Source organism: Streptomyces winkii (genome assembly GCF_032248595.1).
Classification (GTDB): domain Bacteria; phylum Actinomycetota; class Actinomycetes; order Streptomycetales; family Streptomycetaceae; genus Streptomyces; species Streptomyces winkii.
In genome coordinates, this window is the sequence record NZ_JASTTH010000001.1 from 795,149 (window position 1) to 819,030 (window position 23,882).

General features: G+C 72.1%; 14 protein-coding genes. 8 read left to right on the top strand and 6 right to left on the bottom strand.

Translation table 11 applies throughout. The features are described from left to right. Positions 1 to 3: 3 nt before the first annotated feature. The 4 genes from QQM67_RS03645 to fxsT all read left to right on the top strand — a co-directional run bounded on the left by QQM67_RS03645 (position 4) and on the right by fxsT (position 7,685). Positions 4 to 3,057, top strand: a complete 3,054-nt coding sequence (locus QQM67_RS03645; RefSeq protein ID WP_314172040.1) for an SAV_2336 N-terminal domain-related protein — start codon at positions 4 to 6, stop codon at positions 3,055 to 3,057. Positions 3,058 to 3,160: 103 nt separating this feature from the next. Next, on the top strand, positions 3,161 to 3,400 hold the full coding sequence (locus QQM67_RS03650) for a hypothetical protein (RefSeq protein ID WP_314172041.1): 240 nt from the start codon (positions 3,161 to 3,163) through the stop codon (positions 3,398 to 3,400). A 3-nt stretch (positions 3,401 to 3,403) separates the two neighbouring features. Continuing rightward, entirely contained in the window at positions 3,404 to 4,597 is a 1,194-nt protein-coding gene (locus QQM67_RS03655; protein WP_314172042.1) for an aKG-HExxH-type peptide beta-hydroxylase, read from the top strand. 67 nt (positions 4,598 to 4,664) lie between these two features. Next, positions 4,665 to 7,685, top strand: coding sequence for an FxSxx-COOH system tetratricopeptide repeat protein (gene fxsT, locus QQM67_RS03660; RefSeq protein ID WP_314172043.1), 3,021 nt, complete (start codon positions 4,665 to 4,667; stop codon positions 7,683 to 7,685). Positions 7,686 to 7,816: 131 nt separating this feature from the next. Here fxsT and QQM67_RS03665 read toward each other — a convergent pair whose 3' ends face one another. From QQM67_RS03665 to QQM67_RS03680, 4 genes are all read right to left on the bottom strand, one after another. Further along, complete coding sequence (locus tag QQM67_RS03665) at positions 7,817 to 11,695, bottom strand: multifunctional oxoglutarate decarboxylase/oxoglutarate dehydrogenase thiamine pyrophosphate-binding subunit/dihydrolipoyllysine-residue succinyltransferase subunit (RefSeq protein ID WP_399065094.1); 3,879 nt, start codon at positions 11,693 to 11,695, stop codon at positions 7,817 to 7,819. A gap of 262 nt (positions 11,696 to 11,957) precedes the next feature. Further along, positions 11,958 to 13,073 carry a HAMP domain-containing sensor histidine kinase gene (locus QQM67_RS03670; RefSeq protein ID WP_399065236.1) on the bottom strand — a complete coding sequence of 372 codons (1,116 nt, stop codon included), beginning with the start codon at positions 13,071 to 13,073 and terminating at the stop codon, positions 11,958 to 11,960. Positions 13,074 to 13,209: 136 nt separating this feature from the next. Next, the gene (locus QQM67_RS03675) at positions 13,210 to 14,031 is read right to left on the bottom strand and encodes a response regulator transcription factor (RefSeq protein WP_314172044.1); all 822 of its coding nucleotides are present in this window, start codon (positions 14,029 to 14,031) and stop codon (positions 13,210 to 13,212) included. 79 nt (positions 14,032 to 14,110) lie between these two features. Beyond that, positions 14,111 to 14,917, bottom strand: coding sequence for a spermidine synthase (locus QQM67_RS03680; protein ID WP_399065239.1), 807 nt, complete (start codon positions 14,915 to 14,917; stop codon positions 14,111 to 14,113). Between the two features lie 142 nt (positions 14,918 to 15,059). Here QQM67_RS03680 and lon point away from each other — a divergent pair, with 142 nt between their 5' ends. Continuing rightward, entirely contained in the window at positions 15,060 to 17,558 is a 2,499-nt protein-coding gene (gene lon, locus QQM67_RS03685; RefSeq protein ID WP_314172046.1) for an endopeptidase La, read from the top strand. 188 nt (positions 17,559 to 17,746) lie between these two features. Here the strand turns inward: lon and QQM67_RS03690 are convergent, their stop codons facing one another. Next, positions 17,747 to 18,598, bottom strand: a complete 852-nt coding sequence (locus QQM67_RS03690; RefSeq protein WP_314172047.1) for a lysozyme — start codon at positions 18,596 to 18,598, stop codon at positions 17,747 to 17,749. A gap of 235 nt (positions 18,599 to 18,833) precedes the next feature. Between QQM67_RS03690 and QQM67_RS03695 the strand changes: the two genes are divergently transcribed. After that, positions 18,834 to 19,292, top strand: coding sequence for a MarR family winged helix-turn-helix transcriptional regulator (locus QQM67_RS03695; protein ID WP_314172048.1), 459 nt, complete (start codon positions 18,834 to 18,836; stop codon positions 19,290 to 19,292). A 43-nt stretch (positions 19,293 to 19,335) separates the two neighbouring features. Here QQM67_RS03695 and QQM67_RS03700 read toward each other — a convergent pair whose 3' ends face one another. Then, the gene (locus tag QQM67_RS03700; RefSeq protein WP_314172049.1) at positions 19,336 to 20,202 is read right to left on the bottom strand and encodes a protein phosphatase 2C domain-containing protein; all 867 of its coding nucleotides are present in this window, start codon (positions 20,200 to 20,202) and stop codon (positions 19,336 to 19,338) included. Positions 20,203 to 20,627: 425 nt separating this feature from the next. Here QQM67_RS03700 and QQM67_RS03705 point away from each other — a divergent pair, with 425 nt between their 5' ends. Together QQM67_RS03705 and QQM67_RS03710 are read left to right on the top strand one after the other, a co-directional pair. After that, positions 20,628 to 23,327 carry a sensor histidine kinase gene (locus QQM67_RS03705; protein ID WP_314172050.1) on the top strand — a complete coding sequence of 900 codons (2,700 nt, stop codon included), beginning with the start codon at positions 20,628 to 20,630 and terminating at the stop codon, positions 23,325 to 23,327. Continuing rightward, entirely contained in the window at positions 23,324 to 23,881 is a 558-nt protein-coding gene (locus QQM67_RS03710) for a roadblock/LC7 domain-containing protein (protein WP_314172051.1), read from the top strand. The genes QQM67_RS03705 and QQM67_RS03710 overlap by 4 nt, the downstream gene beginning before the upstream one ends. Position 23,882: the final 1 nt, after the last annotated feature.

Below are 23,882 nucleotides of genomic sequence, written 5' to 3' on the forward strand. Positions count from 1 at the left end.
GCGATGCACCGGAGCGGGCTCCCGCACCCTGCCGAGTCGCGGCTGGCCGATCTCATCTCGCGTATGCGCGAGGCCGGTTGGGAGCCGTCGGCCGAGGAGGTGGCCGAGGCGCTGTGGCTTGCCCGCTGGGCGAGCGCGGACGCGGACGAGGCGGTGTCTCCGGATCCCGTTCCGGACGGTGAGGAGGAAGGGGAAGCGGCAGCGGAGCCGTCCCGGCCGGGGTCGCAGCCCCCGCCGGACGAGCGGCCGTCCGAGGACGAGACCGGGGCCAGGCCCCCGGCCCGGCACACGCCGTCGCTGTCCACCGTGTCGCTCTATGCGCCCGACCGCCACGGCGGCGCTCCGAGCAGCGCGTTCCCCGTGCGCGCCCCCGCCGCAAGCACCCTGCCGGGCCTGCTCGGGCTCCAGCGCGCCATGCGGCCGCTGCTGGGCTACCGGTCCCGCGTGCCGTCGGTCACGCGCGTACTGGACGAGGCCGCCAGCGCCGAACTGAGCGCCCGCAGCGGCGCGGTGCGTCCCGTCTTCGGCCCGTCCCGGCGGCCGGACGCCGAACTGCTGCTGCTGATGGACGCGTCGGCCACCACCTCCGTGTGGCAGCTCACGTTCGAGAAGCTCCGCCAGACCTGCGAACGGCTCGGAGCCTTCCGCGACGTCCAGGCCCTCTGCCTGCACCGCGGCGGCCCCGGACTGGCGCCCCTCATCGGCACCGGCCCCGACCGCTCCGCCACCCGCCTGCGCCCCGCCGACCAGTACCGGGACACGACCGGGCGGCGCCTGACGCTCGTCGTCAGCGACTGCGTCGGCTCGCTGTGGCAGGACGGGGGAGCGCAGCGGATGCTGCACCGCTGGTCCGGCAGTTCGCCGCTGGCCGTGGTCCAGCCGCTGCCCCCTCGGCTGTGGCCGCGTACGGCCCTGCCGGGCGAGTCGGGGCTCCTCGTGCGCGACAAGGGCCCGGGCGGCCCGGTCACCTTCGAGCCGGACGGGTACGGGCCGCCGCCCGCCGACGACGCGCTGCCGGTGCCCGTGCTGCTGCCCACGCCCGCGGCGCTGGGCAGTTGGGCGCGGCTGCTGGGCGGCGAGGGGCGGCAGACGGTGCGCGGCGCCGCCGCCTGGGTCAGCCCCCGCCACCACGCCATGCCGGCGCCGCCGGCGCCGCAAGGGGCCGACGCCCGCGAACTGCTCAACGCCTTCCGGGCGTCCGCCTCTCCCGGCGCGCTCGACCTGGCCGTGCATCTGGCCGCCGTACCGCTCGTGCTGCCCGTCATCCAGCTGGTGCAGGAGGCGATGTTCCCCGACACGGGGCCGATGGAGCTGGCGGAGGTGCTGCTCAGCGGGCTGCTGGAGCGGCTCCCGGACGTCGAGGATTCGCCGGGCCCGCGCTACGACTTCGTGAACGGCGTGCAGAACCTGCTGCTCCAGTCCCTCGACCAGGGCGCGGCCGAGCTGGTGCTCAAGCACCTCTCGGAGTACGTCACCAGGCACTTCGGCAAGGGGACGCGCAACTTCCCCGCACTGGCCGTCGCCCAGCTCAGCGGGCGCACCGCGGACGTGGAGCGGGCCCACCCCGAGCACGACGAACCGGAGTACGACGAGGGCGAGTTGGGGGAGGAGCTGTTCGCCGAGATACCGGCCCGAGTGGTGCGCTGGTACCGGCCCGTACGCCCGCTGCCCGATCAACTCAAGGACGCGGAACGGCTGTTGGACCAGTGGCGAGTGCAGCGCGACAGCAAGCTGCTGCGCGAGGCCCACGAGGTGACCGAGGCGGTGCTGCTGGCCGAGGACAGCGAGTGGGCCCGCCGGGTGCTCGGCCGGGTGCTGTTCGCGCAGGCCGGCACCCCCGAGGCGCGTCGTGACCCCCAGCGCCGCAGGAGGCTGCTGACGCGCGCCGAGCATCTGCTGTCCGGCGAGGGTTCCGACCGCCCCGCGACCGTACTGGCCCGCGCCGGGGTGCGGCACGAACTGTGGCGCATGGACGGCGACTCGGCATGGCTGCGCGCCGTCGTGAGCGATCTGAGCGAACCCTTTGAGGACGAGGAGCCGGACCAGGCCACGCAGGAGGACCGGCGCGTACGGCTCGGGCGGGCACTTCTCGACATGGCCCGTACGGAGCGGGACCGTACGTCCGCCGAGGAGTGCGCCACCGCCGCGGCCGGCCAACTGCGCGAGGCCGCAGACCTGTCCGGGGCGGCCGGAGTCCCCGTACAGCGGCGGGCCGCCGTGCTGCTCGACCTGGTCGCGGCGCTGCGCCTGACCGGCAGCGCCGACCACGCCGAGGTGCTGCGGCTGCTCGCGGACGCGGAGCCGGCGGCCCGCGCCGACCCCGCCGCCCCCGGCGGCCGGAATCTGCTGTTGCGCTGGGCCCGCACCCTGGCCCGTGTGTACCGCGAGGCCGGCGACTTGCAGGCCGCCGACCAGGCCTACGAGGAGGCTGCCGAACTGACCGCGCGAGACAGCCCGCAGCGCTGCGAACTCTTCATCGAGTGGGGAGAGACGCGGCTGCTGCGGGACGACGACCCGGCCGGCGCCGAGGGCATACTCCGCGAGGCGCTGACCGTGGCCCCGGGCAGCGGCCCGCTGCCCGGCCGTGCCCAGCTGCTGCTCGGCAAGGCCCTGCTGAGGCGCTGGAAGCGGGGGCATTTCCCGCCGGACCTGTTCGAGGGCAGCCACCTGCTGGAGCTCGCCGCGCGCCAGTCCCATCAGGCCGTGCAGCGTGCCGAGAGCTGGCGGCTGCTCGGGGACGCCCGGATGGCCTTCCCGGACGCCCGGCCCCCGTTCACACCGGCCCAACGGGCCTACCAGGACGCCGTGTCGGAGGCCCGCGAGGTACCCGGAGCGCGTACCAGCGGTTCGGTGGAGGCCGCCCGTGCCCTGCACGCGCTGGCCGCGCTGTACGAGCGGTGCCATGAGCCGCGCAGGGCACTGGCCACGTACCGGGAGGCAGGGGAGGAGTGGCAGCGGCTGGCCGGAATGCTCGCGCCCGTCCCCTGGGAGGAGGCCGGACGCACCCGCGAACGGATCGAATCGCTGGAGGCCGGCGAAGCCACAGGGGCCCAATGACAGCCAATCCAGGACCGAACAGGTTTCCGTATTCGGGGCGTCGGGAAGTACTCAACAGCTGTGGAGCAGCCTCCTGAGAGGGGCCACGGGGAGGGAGAGCACTGTGCCGAAGCACCTTGACGCCGAACCGGTCGTGGAGCGGGGGGAGTACGCCCTCGCGCCTCCGCTTCCCGACCTCTCCGGCGTCGACCTGCGCACCCTGCGCCGGATGGACACCCCGGCCCTGACCGCGGCCGTGGCCCACGTGCTGAGCGGGGCGGGCGAAGGGAGCGAACTCTTCAGCCAGAACCCGCCCTCGCCCGACGACGACTTCCTGGACGGAGCCGGACCCTGTGGCGGCTGACCGGTGGAGGTGACGGCCGAACGGCTGTGGCTCCTCGGCCGGACCCGCACGCAGCCCGGAGATGTCGCGGCTCATCTGCGGGTGGTGCACAACCACCGGCTGCTGCTGCTCAAGGCACTGCATGAGCGGGTGAACGCGGAGCGGGACGCTCTTCCGGCCGCCGCCTTACGGGAGTTCGCCGCGCACTGGGCGCTGCTGGAGCGGGCCGAACGGCACGATCCCCGCAGCACCCGGCGCGTCCTGGCCTACCCCACCGTCGGCATCAGGCTCATGCGGACGCTCTACACGCGTGAACCGGAGGCCTTCGGAGCCGAACTGGCGCTGACCGGGCAGATCGCGGCCGCCGCCGCGCTGCGCTCCGGCTGCGCCTTCGAACTCGTTCTGCCCGCGCCCGAGGGGGAGCTGGTGCTGCCCGGCGTCGGCGCCTACGACTGCCCCGCCGGAGAGCTGCGGCTCGACGCGGCCGCACGGCCGGAGCCGGCGCGGGTGCCGGCGCCGCTGCCGGGCGGGAACGCCGTGCTGGACGACATCGACCCCTGCCGCGCGCCCCCGGACGGCGGGTTGTGGCAGCTCCCCGCCCCGCACGACCGCACCGCGGCCGATTGGTGGGCGCCGCTGTGGCGCGGAGCGATGGGCCTGCTGTTCGCCGCCGACCGGCAGCGTGCCCGCGAAGTCGCGGCGCTGACCCGCTGCCTGATCCCGCTCGCCCTGCCGCCCGACGGCCCGCGGGAGCTGTACAGTGCCACCCTGCGCGCGGCCCCCGGCGCCGTACTGACCACGCCGCTCGACGGCGCCGCGGCACTGGCCGAGGTACTCGTCCACGAGATCCAGCACACCAAGCTGGCCGTGCTGTGCGACCTGACTCCGCTCTACCGCTCCGGCGGCCCGGCCGTCCACAAGGTGCCCTGGCGCACGGACCTGCGTCCCACCGGCGGGCTGCTCCAGGGCGCCTACGCGCACCTGGCGCTCGCCGACCTCTGGCACCGGATCTCCGACACCCGTCGAACGGGCGTACCGACGCCCGCGCGCAGAGGCGCGCGAAGGGCCCACAGGGACTACTGTGAACAGGTCGCCGAGGTCCTGCCGGCTCTCGCAGATTCGCCTGAACTCACCGACAATGGACGGGAGTTCGTGAGCGGTCTGATGGCGCATCACAGACTGCTCAGCGAAGCGGCCAACCCGGTAACGATGCGGTGACTCCAAGCGATGGCACTCTTGGCCGCTGCTTGGCGGCCCGACACAGGAGCAGTGAGGGGAAATGCGCATGAGCGCTCAGGGCCAGGCGCTCGCGGTGGAGCCGGCGGGTCGGGAGAACCGTAGCTTCGTCATCGTCTACCCCGGCTATCACCGGCAGTGGGCCACGTGGATCCACCGCACCCTCGAGCGCCTCGGCTGCCAGGTCGTGTTGCAGCGCTGGGGCCCGCCGCGTGAACAGCCCCTCGAAGAGGCGCTCGAAGACCTGCTGCTGTCCGACGGGACGGTGCTGCTGGTCCTGAGCGAGTGGTTCTTCGAACTCGGCCCGCGCAAGGAGGGCGAGTGGGACACGGCCATGCGGGGCTTCGTGGCCGCGAACCGCGACCGCTTCGCGGCGGTCAACGTCACCAGCCCGGCACTTCCCACCTCCGCCGCCGTGGTCCGGCCCGTGGAGCTGTGGGGCGTGAGCGCCGACGAGGCCGTACGAAGGCTGCTGAACCGGCTGGAAGTGGACGCCGAACCGGCGGAGATGACCCAGGCCCGCGCCGGTCACCGCTACCCCCGCGACACCCCGGACATCTGGGGCGAGGTGCCGCGCCGCAACGCCGACTTCACCGGCCGCGACGACCTGCTCAACTCCCTTCAGCAGCGCCTCATGGACGCCGAGCGCGGCACTGCGGCGGTGTCCCTCGTGGGCATGCCGGGCATCGGCAAGTCCGCGATCGCGGCGGAGTACGCGCACCGGTTCAGCTCCGACTACGACGTGGTGTGGTGGGTCAACTCGGACGCCCGCGGCACTCTGCGCGAGCGGTTCAGCGAACTGGCCCCGCGCATGGGCCTCCCCGTCGAGGCGGGCGGCTCCGGCGGACGCATCCGCGCGCTGCGGGAGGCGCTGCGCCGCGGCGAGCCGCACAGCCGATGGCTGATCATCTTCGACGGCTGGGACGATCTGGCGGACGCCGAGGCGATGCTGCCCGAGGGCGACGGCCACGTGCTGATCACCTCGCGGAACCGCTCCTGGAGCAGGATCACGGACGTCGTGGCGGTCCCCGGGTTCGTACGGGGCGAGTCCACCGGCTACTTGATGCGCCGGGCCCCCTACATCTCCGCGGAGGAGGCCGACCAGGTCGCCGTCGAGCTGGAGGACGTGCCGCTGGCGCTCGCCCAGGCCGCGGCCTGGCTCGGCGAGTCCGGGATGCCGGTCGCCGAGTATCTGCGGATGACCCGGGAGGGCGGCAGCATCGACCTCCCGGTCGGCCTGGAGTCCGTACGCGACTACCCGATCGCCTCCCTGACCTCCTGGTCGATACTCATCAACCAGCTGCGCAAGGACAATCCGCGCGCCGTGCAGCTCCTCACCCTGTGCACGGCGTTCGCCCCCGGCCGGATCCCGCTCGGGCTGGTGCGCGCCGTCCCCGAGAGCGAACTGCCCGACCAGCTGCACTGGATCGTCCGCGACCACGCCGCCTGGACGCAGGCGTTGGACGTGCTCGCGAACTTCTCCGTCGTCAACATCGAGCCCGTCGAGCATCCGCGGTCGGGCCGGGCGGGCGGCGGCGAGGACCGGGTGCGGATGCACCGGCTGGTCCACACGATCGCCGGCCAGCTCACCGCCACCGACGACCTCGAGGAGTACCGGCGGATCGTGCGCAGGAGCCTCGCCGAGGCCGACCCGGGAACGCCGCAGGACAGCACCAGCTGGCCGGTCTACTCCGAGTTGCTGCTGCACATCGAGCCGAGCGGCGCCCTGGAGAGCACCGGCAACCGGGTGCGCAAGACGGTCCTCAACTGCGTGCGGTACTGCGCGGTGAGCGCGGAGTACAGCACGGGCGTGGCGCTGGGCGCCCAGGTGCGGGAGCGGTGGAAGGCGACGTTCCCGCCGGACGACCCGATGTGGGTGCCGCTCACCCTCTCGCAGAGCGAGTGCCTGCGGGAGAGCGGCCAGATCCGCGCCGCGCACGAGCTCATCCGCGAACAGCTCGCCAACCTCGACGAGATGGACGCCCCGGACGTGGCCGAGGTGCTCAGGGTCCGGCACACCCTCACCGTCGCGCTGCGCCGCCTCGGGCGGTACGGCGAATCGCTGGAGCTGTCCCGGGAGATCATGGCCGCGGCCCAGCGGGCACTGGGCCCGGACAACCCCAACTCGCTGACGCTGCGCCTCAATCTCGGGGTGGCGCTGCGGCAGCTGGGGCGCTACGACGAGGCGTACGAGATCGACGTGGAGACCCTGCGCCGCAGCGAGCGCGTGCTGCCCGTCCGCGACCAGGCCACGCTGGTCGCCGGCAACAACTGCGCCTACGACCTGCGGCTGATGGGCAAGTTCTCCGAAGCGCTGGCCCGCCAGGAACTCGGCATGCAGATGCACATCCAGGTGCTGGGCCCGGACCACGCGCAGACCCTGTTCGCCCGGCATCAGCTGCTGCTGTGCCGCTACTACGCGGGCGAGGACCGGGACGAGATCAAGGAGCAGCTCGCGTTCCTGCTGGACCGCTTCCGCCAGGTCTACGGCCGCGACTTCTACCAGACCCTCAACCTGGTCACGGACTTCGGCAACATCCTGCGCGAGATCGGCGACACGTCCGCGGCCGACCAGCTGATCACCGAGGCCGAGGACGGCTACCGCAGGCTGCTGGGCCAGGCGCACCCGGTTCCGACCGGCATGCAGTCCAGTGTCGGCCTCATCATGCGGGCCGACGGGGACACCCGGGGTGCGCTCAACATGTTCGAGCAGTCGTACTTCGGGCTGCGTACGCTGCTGGGCCCGGACCACCCGTGGACCCTGGGCTGCGCCCTCAACTCCGCGGCCGGGCGGCAGGACGCGGGCCGCGGCGACGAGGCCGTCGAGCTGGGGAGGGACACCCTGGACCGGGCGCGCCGGACACTGGGCGACAGCCATCTGCTGACGCTGTCGGTGATGTCCGGGCTCGCCGCCGACCTGCGCTCGCTGGGGGAGGAGACGGAGTCCCGCAAGCTCGACGAGGACGTGCTCTCCGGCCTCACCCGCACGCTGGGCACGCGCCACCCCCGGACCGAGAGCATTCGCGAAGGCACGCGCCCGCTCTGGGACTTCGAGCCGAACCTCGGCTGAGCAGCCCACGGCCGCCGCGGCGTAACGACCGCGGTACGGCGGATACGAGAGGAGGGCCCGCCGGTACGGACAGTACCGGCGGGCCCTCCTCGTACGTGCTGCGCCGTCGCGAGCCGCGGAGCGGCCGACGCTCAGAGGTCGAAGACCTCCTGGATCAGGTTCTGCTGCTCCTCCTGGTGCCGCTTGCCGGAGCCGACGGCGGGCGAGGAGGACGACGGGCGCGAGACCCGGCGCAGCCGGTCCGCGTTCGGGACCGGGTCGGAGCCGATGATCAGGTCGAGGTGGTCGACCAGGTTGAGCGCGATGAACGGCCACGCGCCCTGGTTGGCCGGCTCCTCCTGGGCCCAGATGAACTTCTCCGCGCCGCTGTAACGCGCCATCTCGGTCTGGATCTCCTTGCCGGGCAGCGGGTACAGCCGCTCGATCCGGATGATCGCGGTGTCGGTGAGACCGCGCTTCTGCCGCTCGGCGTCGAGGTCGTAGTAGACCTTGCCGGAGCAGAAGACGACCTTGCGGACGTCGGACGGGTCCACCGAATCGTCGCCGATGACCGGCCGGAAGCCGCCGGAGGTGAACTCCGAGGTCTGCGACGCCGCCGCCTTGAGCCGGAGCATCGACTTCGGAGTGAAGACGACCAGCGGCTTGTGGTGCGGGTTGTGGACCTGCCAGCGCAGCAGGTGGAAGTAGTTCGACGGCAGCGACGGCATCGCGACCGTCATGCTGTTCTGCGCGCACAGCTGGAGGAACCGCTCGATGCGGGCCGACGAGTGGTCCGGGCCCTGGCCCTCGTACCCGTGCGGCAGCAGCAGCGTCACGCCGGACGTCTGGTTCCACTTCTGCTCGGCGGAGCTGATGAACTCGTCGATCACCGTCTGCGCGCCGTTGGCGAAGTCGCCGAACTGGGCCTCCCACATCACCAGCGCCTCGGGCCGCGCCAGCGAGTAGCCGTACTCGAAGCCCATCGCCGCGTACTCGCTGAGCAGCGAGTCGTAGACGTTGTAGCGGGCCTGGTCGTCGGCGAGGTAGAGCAGCGGCGTGTAGTCGTTGCCGGTGTTCTGGTCGAGCAGCACGGCGTGGCGCTGACCGAACGTGCCGCGGCGGGAGTCCTGCCCGGACAGCCGGACCGGTGTGCCCTCCATCAGCAGCGAGCCGATGGCCAGGGTCTCGCCCATGCCCCAGTCGATCGTGTCGTCCTCGATCATCGCCGCACGCCGCTGGAGCTGCGGGAGCAGCCGCGGGTGGACGGTGACGTGGTCGGGGATGTTGACCTGCGACTCGGCGATCCGCTTGACGACCTCCTGGCCGACACCGGTCTCGATGTGGACGGGGAACTCCGCCTCGGGCTGCGGGACTTCGGCCGGGGCCGGCGCGTTCGCGGCGTCCCGCACCTCGGTGAAGACCTTCTCCAGCTGGCCCTGGAAGTCCTGGAGCGCCTGCTCGGCCTCCTCCAGCGTGATGTCGCCACGGCCGATCAGGGACTCGGTGTAGAGCTTGCGCACCGAGCGCTTCTTGTCGACCAGGTTGTACATCAGCGGCTGCGTGAACTGCGGGTTGTCCGTCTCGTTGTGGCCGCGGCGCCGGTAGCAGATCAGGTCGATCACGACGTCCTTGTTGAACGCCTGCCGGTACTCGAAGGCCAGCCGCGCCACGCGGACCACGGCCTCCGGGTCGTCGCCGTTCACGTGGAAGATCGGGGCCTCGATCATCCGGGCCACGTCGGTGGAGTACATCGACGAGCGGGCCGACTCGGGCGCCGCGGTGAAGCCGACCTGGTTGTTGACGATGATGTGCACCGTGCCGCCGGTGCGGTAGCCGCGCAGCTGCGACATGTTGAGCGTCTCGGCCACGACGCCCTGGCCCGCGAACGCCGCGTCGCCGTGCAGCTGGACGGGCAGGACGGTGAAGTCCGTGCCGCCCTTGCCGATGATGTCCTGCTTGGCGCGCGCGACGCCCTCGACGATCGGGTCGACGGCCTCCAGGTGCGAGGGGTTGGCCGTCAGCGAGACCTTGATCTGCTCGCCGTCCAGCCCGGTGAAGGTGCCCTCGGCTCCCAGGTGGTACTTCACGTCGCCGGAGCCGTGCATCGACTTCGGATCGAGGTTGCCCTCGAACTCGCGGAAGATCTGCGCGTAGGACTTGCCGACGATGTTCGCCAGCACGTTGAGCCGCCCGCGGTGTGCCATGCCGATCACGCACTCGTCCAGCCGCGACTCGGCGGCGGCGTCGAGCACCGCGTCCAGCATCGGGATGACGGACTCGCCGCCCTCCAGCGAGAAGCGCTTCTGCCCCACGTACTTGGTCTGGAGGAACGTCTCGAACGCCTCGGCGGCGTTGAGCCGGCGCAGGATGCGGAGCTGTTCGTCACGCTCCGGCTTGGAGTGCGAGCGCTCCACCCGGTCCTGGATCCACTTGCGCTCCTTCGGGTCCTGGATGTGCATGTACTCGATGCCGGTGGTGCGGCAGTACGAGTCGCGCAGCACGCCCAGGATGTCGCGCAGCTTCATCATCGACTTGTTGGCGAAGCCGCCGACGGCGAACTCCCGCTCCAGGTCCCACAGCGTGAGCCCGTGCTCGGTGATGTCCAGGTCGGGGTGCTTGCGCTGCTTGTACTCCAGCGGGTCGGTGTCGGCCATGATGTGGCCGCGCACCCGGTAGGAGTGGATCAGGTCGAAGACGCGGGCGGCCTTGGTGACGTCGTCGTCGTGCGAGGCGTCGATGTCCTGGTTCCAGCGCACCGGCTCGTACGGGATGCGCAGCGCCTTGAAGATCTCGTCGTAGAAGCGCTCCTCGCCGAGCAGCAGCTTGCTGACGATGCGCAGGAACTCGCCGGAGGCGGCACCCTGGATGACCCTGTGGTCGTACGTGCTGGTCAGCGTCATGACCTTGGAGACGCCGAGCCTGTTGAGGGTGTCCTGCGAGGTGCCCTGGAACTCCGCCGGATACTCCATGGCGCCCACGCCCAGGATCAGGCCCTGGCCGGGCATCAGCCGCGGCACCGAGTGGACCGTGCCGATGCCGCCCGGGTTGGTGAGGGAGCAGGTGACGCCGGAGAAGTCCTCCATCGTCAGCTTGTTCTGCCGGGCGCGGCGGACGATGTCCTCGTACGCCTGCCAGAACTCGAAGAAGGTGAGCGTTTCCGCCTTCTTGATCGCTGCGACGACGAGCTGCCGCTCGCCGTTCGGCTTCACCAGGTCGATGGCGAGGCCGAGGTTGACGTGGTCGGGCTTGACCAGCGTCGGCTTGCCGTCCTTCTCCGTGAAGGAGTAGTTCATCGACGGCATCGCCTTGAGCGCCTGCACCATCGCGTAGCCGATCAGGTGCGTGAAGGACACCTTGCCGCCGCGGGCGCGCTTGAGGTGGTTGTTGATGACGATGCGGTTGTCGAAGAGCAGCTTGACCGGGACGGCACGCACCGACGTGGCCGTCGGCAGCTCCAGCGAGGCGTTCATGTTCTTCGCGACGGCCGCGGAGGGGCCCCGCATGGGCTGGTACTCCGGGCCGGAGGGCTGCTCGGCCTCGCCGCCGCCCTGCGCGGGCTTGGCGGGCTTGGCCGGTTCCGCCGGTGTGGGCTGGGCGGCCTTGGCGGGTGCGGGCTTGGCCGGTGCCGGCTTGGCCTCCGCGGTCTTCGCTGCCTTCGCGGGCGCGGGCTTCGCGGGCGGGGCCTTCGGGGCCGCGGCCTTGCTCTCTGCCGGCTTGGCTCCGGCGGGCTTGGCCGGTGTGGGCTTCGCGGGTGCGGGACCGGCGGTCGCTCCCGCGGTGGCGGCCGCGGTGCTCGGCGGTGCGGTGGGGGCCGCGGCGGGCTCTCCCGCGCCTCCTGCTGACTCGGCGCCCGGCTTGTAATCGGCGAAGAAGTCCCACCAGGCTCGGTCTACCGAGTTCGGGTCCTGGAGGTACTGCTGGTAGATCTCGTCGACGAGCCACTCGTTTGGCCCGAACACGGCGGAGGGATCGCTTCCCTGACCGTCCTGCTGGGTCGAGACGCTCGAGCTGTTGGGGGACTGTGACGACACGGCGGCAACCGCCCTCTTCCGCGTTCCTTAGGTGGTGGACAGCGGGAACAAAGGCTACGCCTCTCCCCGCCTGACTTGCAGTCCAGCCCGGGTTGTCGTCACGCAAGTCACATCAAGAGTCCGGTTTCGGCGCATGATGTGGCGGGAAACAAACAGGGTTCTCCGCAGGCTGGAACTGAGCGGCCCGATTCTGCGTCTCACTTCTCCGGCGGCCTCGGTCCGCCGCCGGTGGAGGCCGGTCGTGGCCGGTCGAGGCGGGTCGTCAGCCCTGTGCCTCCTCCAGGCCCGGAAGCGTGACCTGGATGCGGCAGCCCCGCGGGGACTCCGCGACCCTGATCCAGCCGCCGTGCAGGTCGACCGCCCACCGCGCGATCGCCAGCCCCAGCCCCGTACCGCCGTCGCCCCCGCCCGCGGCACCGCCGCGCTGCGAGGAGGCCTCGGCGGCCTTCGTACGGTTGAAGCGCTCGAAGACGTGCGCGCGCTCCGACTCGGGGATGCCCGGCCCCTCGTCGAGCACCTCCACCTCGAGGCTCTCGTCGGTCGCCCCCGGCCGGGCGCGCACCGTGACGCGCCCGTGCGGTGGGCTGTGCTTGACCGCGTTGTCGATGAGGTTGGCGACGACCTGGTGCAGGCGCTCCGCGTCCGCATAGGCCGTCAGTTCGGGCGGCGAGACGTCGAGGTGCAGATGGACGTCCGTACGGGAGTGGCCCTGCCCCTTGCTCATGTTGGCTTCCTTGAGCACGCCCGCCAGATACGGCCACACCTCGAAGCGGCGCGCGTGCAGCGGCACGACTCCGTTGTCCAGCCGGGACAGGTCGAGCAGATGCGCCACGAGCCGGCCGAGCCGGTCGGTCTGCTGGAGCGCGATGCGCATCGTCTCGGGGTCGGAGTCGGAGACGCCGTCGACGACGTTCTCCAGCACCGCCCGCAGCGCCGCGATGGGAGTGCGCAGCTCGTGCGAGACGTTGGCGACCAGCTCCTTGCGGTGCTGGTCGACGGCCTCCAGGTCGGCGGCCATCTGATTGAAGGTCTCGGCCAGTTCGCCGAACTCGTCCCGGCGGTCGCCCCGTACGCGACGCGAGTAGTCGCCGTCCGCCATCGCCCTGGCCGCGTCCGTCATCTCGTCCAGCGGCGCCGTGAGCGACTGCGCCACGAACTGGGTGATCAGCAGCGAGGCGATGATCGAGATGATGGTGATCACGCGCAGCTCGGTGGCGGAGTTGACCGCGAAGAGTGCGAGCAGCGTGGTGATCACCACGGAGACGATCACCAGGGCGCCCAGTGCCGCCTTCACCGAGCGGTAGGGGTCGAGCGGGCGCAGCCCCTCCCAGAGCCGGTCGAGCCACCCCACCCATACGGGCTCCCAGCGTCGGCGCAGGCGCTGGTTCAGGCGGCCCAGGGCGCGCACCGCACGCCCCAGGAACCTCCCGGTGACGCGGGCCGAGTGAGGAAGGCGGACCGCACGGCCCGCGGACGGCGAATCCGGCACCTCTGTCACGTCCCGCTGCCGCCCGTCAGGAGCCGTCCGCGGCCGACGCCGGGTAGCCGCCGCCCTCCGCGCCGGACGTGGCGTTGGCGGAGCCGCCCGAGGAAGGCGTCTCGAGCGCGTAGCCGACGCCGTGCACCGTACGGATGCGCTCCGCGCCGATCTTGCGGCGCAGGGCCTTGATATGGCTGTCGACGGTGCGTGTGCCGGAGGCGTCCGCCCAGTCCCACACCTCCGCCAGCAGCTGCTCGCGGGAGAGCACGGCCCGCGGAGAGTGCGCGAGGCACACCAGCAGGTCGAACTCGGTCGGCGTGAGGTGCACGTCCTCACCGGTGACGCGCACCCGGCGCTGCGAGTGATCGATCTCCAGCTCGCCGAGGCGGAGTATGCCGCTGCGCGGTGTGTGCGCGGCGAGCGTGGCGCGCTCGACGCGGCGCAGCAGTACGTGCACGCGCGCGGCGACCTCGCGCATCGAGAACGGCTTCGTCATGTAGTCGTCGGCGCCGACCCCGAGGCCGACCAGCATGTCGGTCTCGTCGTCCCGGGCCGTCAGCATCAGCACGGGGACCGGGCGCTGCGACTGCACCCGGCGGCAGACCTCCAGCCCGTCGAAGCCCGGCAGCATCACGTCGAGCACGATCAGATCCGGCTGCCAGGCCTCCGCGGTGTCGACGGCGGCAGGGCCGTCGCCTGCCGTCTGCACCTGGAATCCCTCGGCGCGCAGCCGCATCGCGATGGCGTCGACGATCGTGGGATCGTCCTCGACGACCAGGATTCTGCGCTGAGCGCCAGGGGTGGTCGTCGCGGACGCGTTGTTGCTCTGTGCCGGTGTGATGTTCTTCTGGTCCATTCGACCCCGCCCCTGCATGGCCCGGTGGCTTGTTTGTGTGCGTGCTTGCAGCAGCGTAAGGGCCTTGTGTCGGCTGCGGCTATGCCGGTTTGGTTGCGAAGTGGACCACGTCGGGGACGCCTCGGGCGACAGGGATCTCTTCCGTGCGAACCCGGTTGAATCCGGCATTCCGCAATGCATCCTCGAATGTCGGGGAGCCCTGTGCGGACCAGACCGCGAGTACGCCGCCGGGCGCCAGCCGGGCGCGGCAGGCGGCGAGCCCGTCGGGGGAGTAGAGGGAATCGTTGTCCTCGGTGACGGTCCAGCCGGGGCCGTTGTCGACGTCGAGGCAGAGGGCGTCGAAGATCCGGTCGGTGCGGTCCGGCTCGACGGTGCCAACGGTGCCATCCGCCGGGTCCGCCGGGTCCGCCGGGCCCGCTGCGTCGGTGCCGTACAGGTACCGCACGAGGTCGGCGTGCACGATCTCCGTACGGGGGTCGGCCAGCGCCGCCCCCGACAGCACGGAGAGCGGCCCGCCGTCCCGGTGCCAGTCGATCACCGCCTCCTCCCGCTCCACGACGGTGATGCGTCCCCACCGCGGTTCGGCCGCGGCCTCCGCGAGTGAGAACCCGACGCCGAGCCCGCCGACGAGCAGCCGGGGCGCCGCACGCCGGGGCCCGTGGTCCGGCCCGCGGTGCAGTTCCGCCAGCGCCGCCCGTACGAGCAGCCGCTCGGAGCGGCCGTCGGAGGTGTCCATGAGGAAGGTGCCGTTGGCGATGATCTGGAGCAGCCGCCCGTGCCGCCGCAGCACCACCTCGCCGTGCGGGCCGTCCCGGCGGTCGAGGACGACCGGCTGCCCGGTGGGTTCGTGCGCGCTGGGGCTGGGGTCCGTCGGCATGCACACCATCCTGCCGTGCGCTGCTCCGCTCATGCCGCGCCGTCGATCGCTCCTGGCGAACAGAAGGGCTCCGGAGGAACATCCGCGGCCCTGCGCGCATTGAGTGGGCATTGAGCGAGTAGAGCTCAACTTGCATGCCGAGGGAGAGATCATGGCTTCGACGTCCACACCGCTCACCCTGCCCGTGCTGCCCCTCGATGACGAGGTCGTGCTCCCGGGAATGGTGGTGCCGCTGGACCTGTCCGACAGTGAAGTACGAGCGGCGGTGGAGGCCGCACAGGCCGCCGCCACCGGAGGAGAGAAGCCGCAGGTGCTGCTGGTGCCGCGGGTCGGGGGGCGTTACTCGGACATCGGCGTGCTCGGCCGGGTCGAGCAGGTCGGACGTCTCGCGGACGGCGACCCCGGCGCCCTCATCCGCGGCCGGCAGCGCGTGCGCGTCGGCTCCGGCACGAGCGGGCCCGGCGCGGCCCTCTGGGTCGAAGGCACGCTCGTCGAGGAAGCCGGAGAGGTAAAGGAGGCAACGGAGGGGACCGCGGAGAGCGGCGGAGACGCGGCCGACCTGATGACCGAGTACAAGGCCCTCTCCGCCGACTGGCTCCGCAAGCGCGGCGCCTGGCAGATCGTGGACCGGCTCCAGCAGATCGACGACGCCGGCCAGCTCGCCGACAACGCGGGGTACTCCCCGTTCCTGTCCACCGAGCAGAAGATCACGCTCCTGGAGACCCTCGACCCGGTGGAGCGGCTGCGCTTCGCCGTCACGACGCTGCGCGAGCACCTCGCCGAGCAGGACGTGGCCGAGTCCATCGCCAAGGACGTCCAGGAGGGCGTCGACAAGCAGCAGCGCGAGTTCCTGCTCCGCCGCCAGCTCGACGCCGTACGCAAGGAGCTCGCGGAGCTGAACGGCGACCCGGAGGACGAGGGCGAGGACTACCGCGCCCGCGTCGAGGCCGCCGCCCTGCCCGAGCACGTGCACAAGGCCGCGATGAAGGAGCTGGAGAAGCTGGAGCGCGCCTCCGACCAGTCCCCGGAGGGCGGCTGGATCCGCACCTGGCTCGACACCGTCCTGGAGCTGCCCTGGAACGAGCGCACCGAGGACGCATACGACATCAGCGGCGCACAGGCCGTCCTGGACGCCGACCACGCGGGTCTCCAGGACGTGAAGGAGCGCATCACCGAGTACCTCGCGGTGCGCAAGCGGCGCGAGGAGCGCGGCCTCGGCGTCGTCGGCGGGGGGCTGACGGACGCAGCCGCGCGAAGCGCGTCCACAACGGGCGGTGGTGGGCGACGGGCGGGCGGCGCCGTGCTTGGCCTGACCGGCCCGCCCGGCGTCGGCAAGACGTCGCTCGGCGAGTCCGTGGCGCGGGCGATGGGGCGCAAGTTCGTGCGTGTCGCGCTCGGCGGCGTGCGGGACGAGGCCGAGATCCGCGGTCACCGCCGTACGTACGTGGGCGCGCTGCCCGGACGCATCGTGCGGGCCGTCAAGGAGGCCGGCTCGATGAACCCGGTCGTGCTGCTGGACGAGGTGGACAAGCTCGGTGCGGACTTCCGCGGCGACCCCTCGTCGGCGCTGCTGGAGGTCCTCGACCCGGCGCAGAACCACACCTTCCGCGACCACTACCTGGAGGTCGAACTCGACCTGTCGGACGTGGTCTTCCTCGCGACCGCCAACGTCATGGAGGCGATCCCGGACGCGCTGCTGGACCGCATGGAGGTCGTGCAGCTCGACGGCTACACCGAGGACGAAAAGGTCACCATCGCCCGCGACCACCTGCTGCCCCGGCAGCTGGAGCGCACCGGCCTCGCGGCCGACGAGGTGAGGCTGGAGGACGGCGCCCTGCGCAAGCTCGCGAGCGAGTACACGCGGGAGGCCGGCGTGCGGAACCTGGAGCGCTCCGTCGCCCGGGTGCTGCGCAAGGTGGCCGCCCAGCACGAGCTGGGGGAGCGCGAACTCCCGGTCACCGTGGGCCCGGACGAGCTGCGCGCGCTGATCGGGCGCCCGCACCACACCCCCGAGTCCGCGCAGGACCCGGCGGAGCGGCGCACGGCCGTGCCGGGTGTGGCGACGGGGCTCGCGGTCACGGGCGCAGGCGGCGACGTGCTCTTCGTCGAGGCGTCGCTCGCCGACCCGGAGACGGGCGGCTCGGGCCTCACCCTGACCGGGCAGCTCGGCGACGTGATGAAGGAGTCCGCTCACATCGCGCTGTCGTACCTGCGCTCGCGCGGGGCCGAACTGGAGCTGCCGGTCGGCGATCTGAAGGAGCGCGGCATCCACCTGCACGTGCCGGCGGGCGCCGTCCCCAAGGACGGCCCGAGCGCGGGCATCACCATGACCACCGCGCTGGCGTCGCTGCTGAGCGGCCGCCAGGTGCGTACGGACGTGGCGATGACGGGCGAGGTCTCGCTGACCGGGCGGGTGCTGCCCATCGGCGGCGTGAAGCAGAAGCTGCTGGCGGCGCACCGCGCCGGTGTCACGACGGTCGTCATCCCCAAGCGGAACGAGCCCGACCTGGACGACGTGCCCGAGGAGGTGCTCGCGGGACTCGACGTCCGGCCGCTCTCGGACATCCGCCAGGTGCTCGAACTGGCCCTGACGCCCGCCGAGTCCGGGTGCCTCGGCGAGGACGGGCGGGAGCTGCCGGTGGCGGCCTGACAGGCCACCGGGCGCCCCGCCCCGGGTGCCCGGTTCCATGAGCCTGCGCCGCGCCGGTGCACATCACCGGTGCGGCGCAGGCGTTTCGTGTGCGCGGGAGCTCCCGGTGGCGGCCCGAAGCCGCCACCGGGCACCCTCCCGGCTGGGAACGCCGCGCCGCGGGACGCGGCCGGACTCCCGGTGTCAGGTCATCCGTCGGCGAGCGCCTGGAGGCGGTCCATCGCGCCGTTGAACAGGTTGTGGTCGCCGACTGTCGGCCCGGTCGAGGTGTACTGCCAGAACGTGTAGAAGCCCCAGCCGTTGGGGAGCGTGCCGGGCGAGGACGCGTAACGGGCCACCCACAGCGGGTTCGTGCTGCCGAAGCCGCCGCTGTTGCCGGTGCACTGCGTCCACCAGTCCGTCGTCGTGTAGATCACGGCGTCCCGTCCGGTGCGTGCCTTGTACGTGCTGGTGAAGTCCTTGATCCAGCTGACCATCGCGCTCTGGCTCTTCCCGTAGCAGGTCGAGCCGTACGGGTTGTACTCGATGTCGAGCACCCCGGGGAGCGTCTTGCCGTCCTTGCTCCAGCCGCCGCCGTGGTCCGCGAAGTAGTTGGCCTGCGCCGCGCCGCTGGAGTTGTCCGGCAGCGCGAAGTGGTAGGCCCCGCGGATCATTCCGACGTTGTACGAGCCGTTGTACTGCTGCGTGAAGTACTCGTTCTGGTACGACGTGCCCTCGGTCGCCTTGACGTAGGCCCACTTGACGCCGCTGCTCCACAGGGTCGACCAGCTGACGTTGCCCTGATGGCCGCTCACATCGACGCCGTGGACGGTCGCCGCGAGGGTGCCGGGCGGTGTGCCGTCGGTGTGGTCGCCGCCCTCGTGCATGCGCACGCCCACCCCCATCGAGGCCTCGCCCGGCTCGACTTGGCCGGTGTCCTGGGGGGCCGCGCTCGCCGCACCGGGTGCGGCGACGAGCAGTACGAGTGCGGAGATGAACAATCCCGCCGCGGAGAGGATCGCTCGTCCGCGGCGGGCCGTACCGGATCCGTGAGCTGGCATCGCTGCCTCCGAAACCGTGCGTGGGGGTGGGGAGTCGCGTGGGGGGTGCGGTGAGGGGAGCATGCCCACATGGTGTGGGCATGTCACGTCTTTAACGGTACGCGCGTAGACATAGCCGGGGAAGACGGACAGCCTCCCGCCGGAGGTCCATACCTGCGAAATCCCGCCGGAGCTGCGACGATCGCCGTCAGCTACGGGAAGTTTCCGCACGGAAGACGGAAAAGAGGGCGCACACGTGGATGAGTCCCTGCGGCAGTACGCACCCGAACTGCTCGATCTGGAACGGGAGTTGACGGTCTTTCTGCGCCGGGCGCGCGCCTACTCCGGGGAGATGGCCCGCGAGGTGCACCCCGAGCTGGAGCCCGCCGCGTACGGGCTCTTCGTGCGTCTGGACGACGGCGGCCCGCAGCGCGCCACCGACCTCGCCGTCTTCTTCGGCGTCGGCAAGGCGACCATCAGCCGTCAGCTGCGTGTGCTGGAGAGTCTCGGCCTGATCGCCCGCGCCCCCGACCCGGACGACGGCCGCGCCTCGCTCGTGCACCTCACCCCCCGCGGCCGCGACCGCTTCAGGGGGGTCCGTGAGGCGCGGCGCGCGGAGTACGTGCGCAAGCTGGCCGCCTGGGACCCGGCCGAGATCGCGGAGCTGGCGCGGCTGCTCCACCAGCTCAACTCCCTTTCGGGTACCGAGGATTAGCCGGGCGGCCGAGCGGCACGCCGGACGGCGCGGGTGCTCGGGGTCAGCCGGAGCGGGCGCCGAGTTCGGCGAGGACGGCCGAGGCGTCGTCGTGCGCCTTTCCCCGCGGGTGCGCCGTGCCGTGCGGGTCTGCTCGCTCCGCCTCCCGTACGCGGGCCACGAGCGCCTCGGTGCCCTCTTTCCGTACGAGCGCGAGGAGCGCCGCCCAGTCGCCGAGGCGGAAGGTCTGGCTCCAGCGGGCCGCGCCGTCGCTGAGCGCCAGCAGCGCCCGTACGTCGGCGCGCGGCGCGGTGCCGGTCACCGCGAGCGAAGCGACCGCTGGATCGGCGGCGGCCGTGTAGAAGCCGGTGCCGTCCGGAACGTTGCGCAGCGCCTCGACCTCGCGGACGTACTCGGCGCGTGCCGCGTTCCGCTCGGCGCCGCCCTCAGGCAGCGCGCGCACGCGGGCGCGCAACGTGCCGATGTGCGGGGGCAGTCGGTCCAGCCGCGAGTCGAGCACGGGCGTGACCTCTCCGCCCGGGTGCTCCACGAGCAGCACCGAGTCCGAGAGGACGAGGTGCTCGACGCTCTCCTCGTCCCAGCGGGCGGCGACGACGGTGGCCTGCGGGGTGCGGCTGTGAGAAAGGTCACAGGTTGAGACATGTGCCGCAGCGGTACGCGAAATGGCCTTCGCGAGACAGGAACGGAGCGTCAACTCCCTCTGCGCGGCGGCGAGTTCGAGCAGAGCGCCGCCCAGCCGGGCCGTGTACCAGGGCACTCCGTGCTCGCATCCGGTGTGATCCGGGGGCGGCGTCACGCCGTCCAGCAGTACCAGTGCTCCACCCTCTCCGGAGGAGGGGAGAGCCACCGACGCGTAGTCCTCGTTGGGACGCCGGGGATCTCCGGGCTCGCCGGTCATGTCGATGCGCATGGCGTCAGTCTGCATGCGGGCCGTCGCCCGTGACGGGACGCACCGTACGTGTCAAGGGCCGGGCATCCGGAAGGATCGCCAGGTCAGCTGTCGCGGCGGGGCCGGAGTTGACCGGAATAAGTGCGTCCGCAAGTATGCGAGCGCGCATCCTGTCAGGGCCCTGTGCGGATCTCCAACCGGTGGCAGGCACAGGGTGGTTGGCGTGCGCAAGCGGAGTTGTTCGCCGACTCCCGAGTACGGTTCACTCCTTCGGGTGGCCCAGCAGGAGATCGTCACATCGCCTGTCATCCGCGCTGGAAGGGTCGGATGGCGTCCAAGGGGATTCACAGGGACGACACGGGACCAAGTCCGCTCCTGCGACACAAGGTTGGACTGCGCCACCCGGGGCCGCCCCGGGGCAGGCCCCGACGAGATTGCGAGCACGGGTGCGGACGAAGCTACTGCGGAAACCGGGCGTTCCGGGCGGACTGCGGGCCGGGCACGGGGGCCGCGCGCGGGTGCGGAACCGGCTGCTGGCATCCGTCGTGCTCTGCTCGCTCGCCGTGCTGGGAGCAGGCACGCCCGCGATTCTGAGTTCGTACGACGACCTGTCCGAGTCCCAGAAGCTGGTTGACCGCGCCGAGCTCGACAAGCGTGCCATCGCCCTCGGGCACGCCCTCGCCGACGAGCGCGACGGCATGGTCGAGTACGTCGCGGCCGACCGCACCAGCCGCAACGGCGCCGGAGTCACCGAGGAGCAACGGGCCCGCGTGGACCGGCAGATCACCGAGATCAGGGAGACGGCGCCCGCGTCCGTACGCAAGGCCCTGAGCCGGCTGCCCCGGATGCGTCAGGAGGCGCAGGCGGGCAAGAGCGGCGCGCTGGACATCTACGAGTCGTACACCGCGACCATCAAGACGCTTCAGGACGTGGGCGCCCAGGTCGCGCGCTCCCTGCCCGCGCGTGCCACCGAGGCCTCCGGCTCCTCGGGCGCGGCGCACGCGCTGCCCGACCTCGGCCAGGCCGTCCAGCAGGCGTCCGCCACGCGGGGTCTGCTGCGCGGCGCCCTCGCCGCCGGCGGCCCCCAGCCCGCGCTGACCGCCGAGGCCCAGCACGCCGCCGTACGGGAGCAGGGGGCGCTCGCGGACTTCGGCGACGGCTCCGGCGCCTCCGCCCGCGAGACCTTCGCCAAGACCGTCACCGGTGCCGACGTCGAGGTCGCCCAGCGCTATCTGGCGCGGCTGACGGACCGTCCGTACCTGGACGCGCGGGACCGCGCCCTGAACCACGACCGCATCGACGCCACCCTCTCGGCCCGCATCGACAGCATGCGCGGGGTGCAGTCGTCCTTCGCCGCCGAGGAGTTGAAGCACCTGGAGCGGCTGCGGGACGACGACGTCACCGCACTGGAGTGGAGCATCGCCCTCGTCGGCGCCTGCCTGCTGGTCGCGGCCGGCATCAGCGTGCAGACGGCGCGCTCGATGGCCCGCCCGCTGTCCGTGCTCAAGCGCGGTTCGCGGCGGCTCGCGGATGACCCGGTGGGCGGGGAGCCGGTCGTATTCAACGGCAGGAACGACGAGTTCGCCGAGGTCGTACGGTCGCTGAACAGGCTCCGTGAGATCGTCGCCGGCGCGCAGGAGCGCGCCGCCGAGGCCGAGGCCGACAACAACTACCTGGTCCGCCACAAGGACGCGCTCACCGCCGAACGCGACCGCGTGCGCGGCGAGTACGCCGCGCTCAAGGAGCGCCTCGACGCCCTGTCGGGCGCGGTCCACAGCACGTTCGTCAACCTCGCCCTGCGCACCCTGGGGCTCGTGGAGCGCCAACTCGGCGTCATCGAGGACCTGGAGGAGAGGGAGAGCGACCCGGGCCGGCTCAGCACGCTCTTCAAGCTCGACCACCTGGCGACGCGGATGCGCCGCTACAGCGAGAACCTGCTGCTGCTCGCGGGCGCCGAGCACGTCACCGCGAGCCACTCCGGTCCCGTACCGCTGCTGGACGTGCTGCGGGCCGCGATCAGTGAGATCGAGCGCTACGAGCGCGTGGAGCTGGGCACGCTGCCGCCGCACGTGCAGGTCTCCGGGCACGCGGCCGACGATCTCAGCCACCTCGTCTCCGAACTCCTCGACAACGCTGCCACTTTCTCCCCGCCGGACGCACAAGTGGACCTGTCCGGCTGGCTGTTGGAGAGCGGCGAGGTGATGCTCTCCGTCGAGGACGAGGGCATAGGCGTCACCAGCAGAAGACTGGCGGCGCTCAACGCGCGCCTCAGCGTGCCCGACGGGCAGGATCCCCCGGACCTGGACGCCGCGGGTCCGCAGGCCGGGGACCGCGGCCCCGAGGCCGGCCTCGGCATGGGCCTGTACGTGGTCGCCAAGCTCGCGGCGCGGCACGGGCTGCGCGTTCAGCTGCGCGAGCGGCGCAAGGGCGGCGGGATCGCGGCCGTCGTGGCGGTGCCGAGCGCGCTGCTGCCCGCGCGGCCCGCTCCGGTCGCGGCCGGCTCGGGCGAGGGCCCGTCAGGGCGGCGTACCGACCCCTCTCCGGCGTTCCCGGGCTCGGTCGCGGAGGCCAACTCCAATGCGCTGCCTGCCCGTCGGGGCGGCGACGATCCGCTGGTCACGGCCGCGGAGGAGGCGGTACGGAGCGCGGACGCGGCCTCGGCCGCGGCTCCGGAACCGCCTTCTGCCCCCGCCCCGGAGGAGCACGGGTGGGCGCCGGGCGAGGACGGAAGCCGCGCCGGACACGAGCCGGAGCCCGAGCCCGAACCCGTACCGGCGGCCGAGCGCGAGCGCGAACCCGGGCCCCAGGCCCGGCACGAGCCCGGCGCCGGAACCGCCGAGCCGGGCGCGGCTCCGGACCCGGCGCCGGACCCGGAGCCCGCAGCCGGCATCCCGGAACAGCCGAGGATCACCGACAAGGGCCTCCCCAAGCGCACCCCGCACCATGTCGAGGCGCAGACGAACCCGGCGCCGCAGCGCAAACAGAGCACGAACGCCGAGGAGATGCGCCGCCGCCTGGGCGGATTCCAGCGGGGAGCCGCACACGGGCGCCGTGACGCGGCGGCCGAGACCGACGCTGAAGAGAATGCGACTGATCAACGGGGGGCGCAGTCCGATGGTGGCACCGCCGAGGAGGCTCGCACGTGAACGCGCCCACCACGCGCACGACCGGCAGCACCCAAGCGCGCAATCTGCGCTGGCTGTTGGAGAACCTTGTCGACGAGGTGGCGGGCATCCTGTCCGTCGCCGTCGTCTCGTCCGACGGACTGCTGCTGCTGTCCTCCGACCCGAAGGCGGAGGCCGAGGCCGCTGACGAGGGCGCCGCGAGCGACGGTTCGAGCGACTCGGGCGGCCCGGCGGAAGCCTCGGGGGGCCCGGCCGTCCGCGGCGGCGCCAGGCGCGGCCCGAAGGGGACGAGCGCCGACCTGGCCACCATCGTCTCCGGCCTCGGGTCGCTCACTCTCGGCGCAGCGAAGCTGATGGACGGCGGGGAGATCCGGCAGACGGTGGTCGCCATGGACGAGGGCTCGCTCTTCGTGATGTCGATCAGCGACGGCTCCCTGCTGGGCGTACACGCCACGCCGGACTGCGACATGAGCGTCATCGCCTACCACATGGCGCTCTTCGTCGGTCGAGCCGGCCATGTCCTCACCCCCGAACTCCGCACCGAATTGCGCTCGTCGATGGAGCTGGACCAGTGAC

Excerpts from the sequence above, each read along its gene's own strand:
- QQM67_RS03645 (WP_314172040.1), top strand. The coding sequence starts at position 4 with ATGCACCGGAGCGGGCTCCCGCACCCTGCCGAGTCGCGGCTGGCCGAT.
- fxsT (WP_314172043.1), top strand. The coding sequence starts at position 4,665 with ATGAGCGCTCAGGGCCAGGCGCTCGCGGTGGAGCCGGCGGGTCGGGAG.
- QQM67_RS03675 (WP_314172044.1), bottom strand. The coding sequence starts at position 14,031 with ATGGACCAGAAGAACATCACACCGGCACAGAGCAACAACGCGTCCGCG.
- QQM67_RS03680 (WP_399065239.1), bottom strand. The coding sequence starts at position 14,917 with ATGGTGTGCATGCCGACGGACCCCAGCCCCAGCGCGCACGAACCCACC.
- lon (WP_314172046.1), top strand. The coding sequence starts at position 15,060 with ATGGCTTCGACGTCCACACCGCTCACCCTGCCCGTGCTGCCCCTCGAT.
- QQM67_RS03690 (WP_314172047.1), bottom strand. The coding sequence starts at position 18,598 with ATGCCAGCTCACGGATCCGGTACGGCCCGCCGCGGACGAGCGATCCTC.
- QQM67_RS03700 (WP_314172049.1), bottom strand. The coding sequence starts at position 20,202 with ATGCGCATCGACATGACCGGCGAGCCCGGAGATCCCCGGCGTCCCAAC.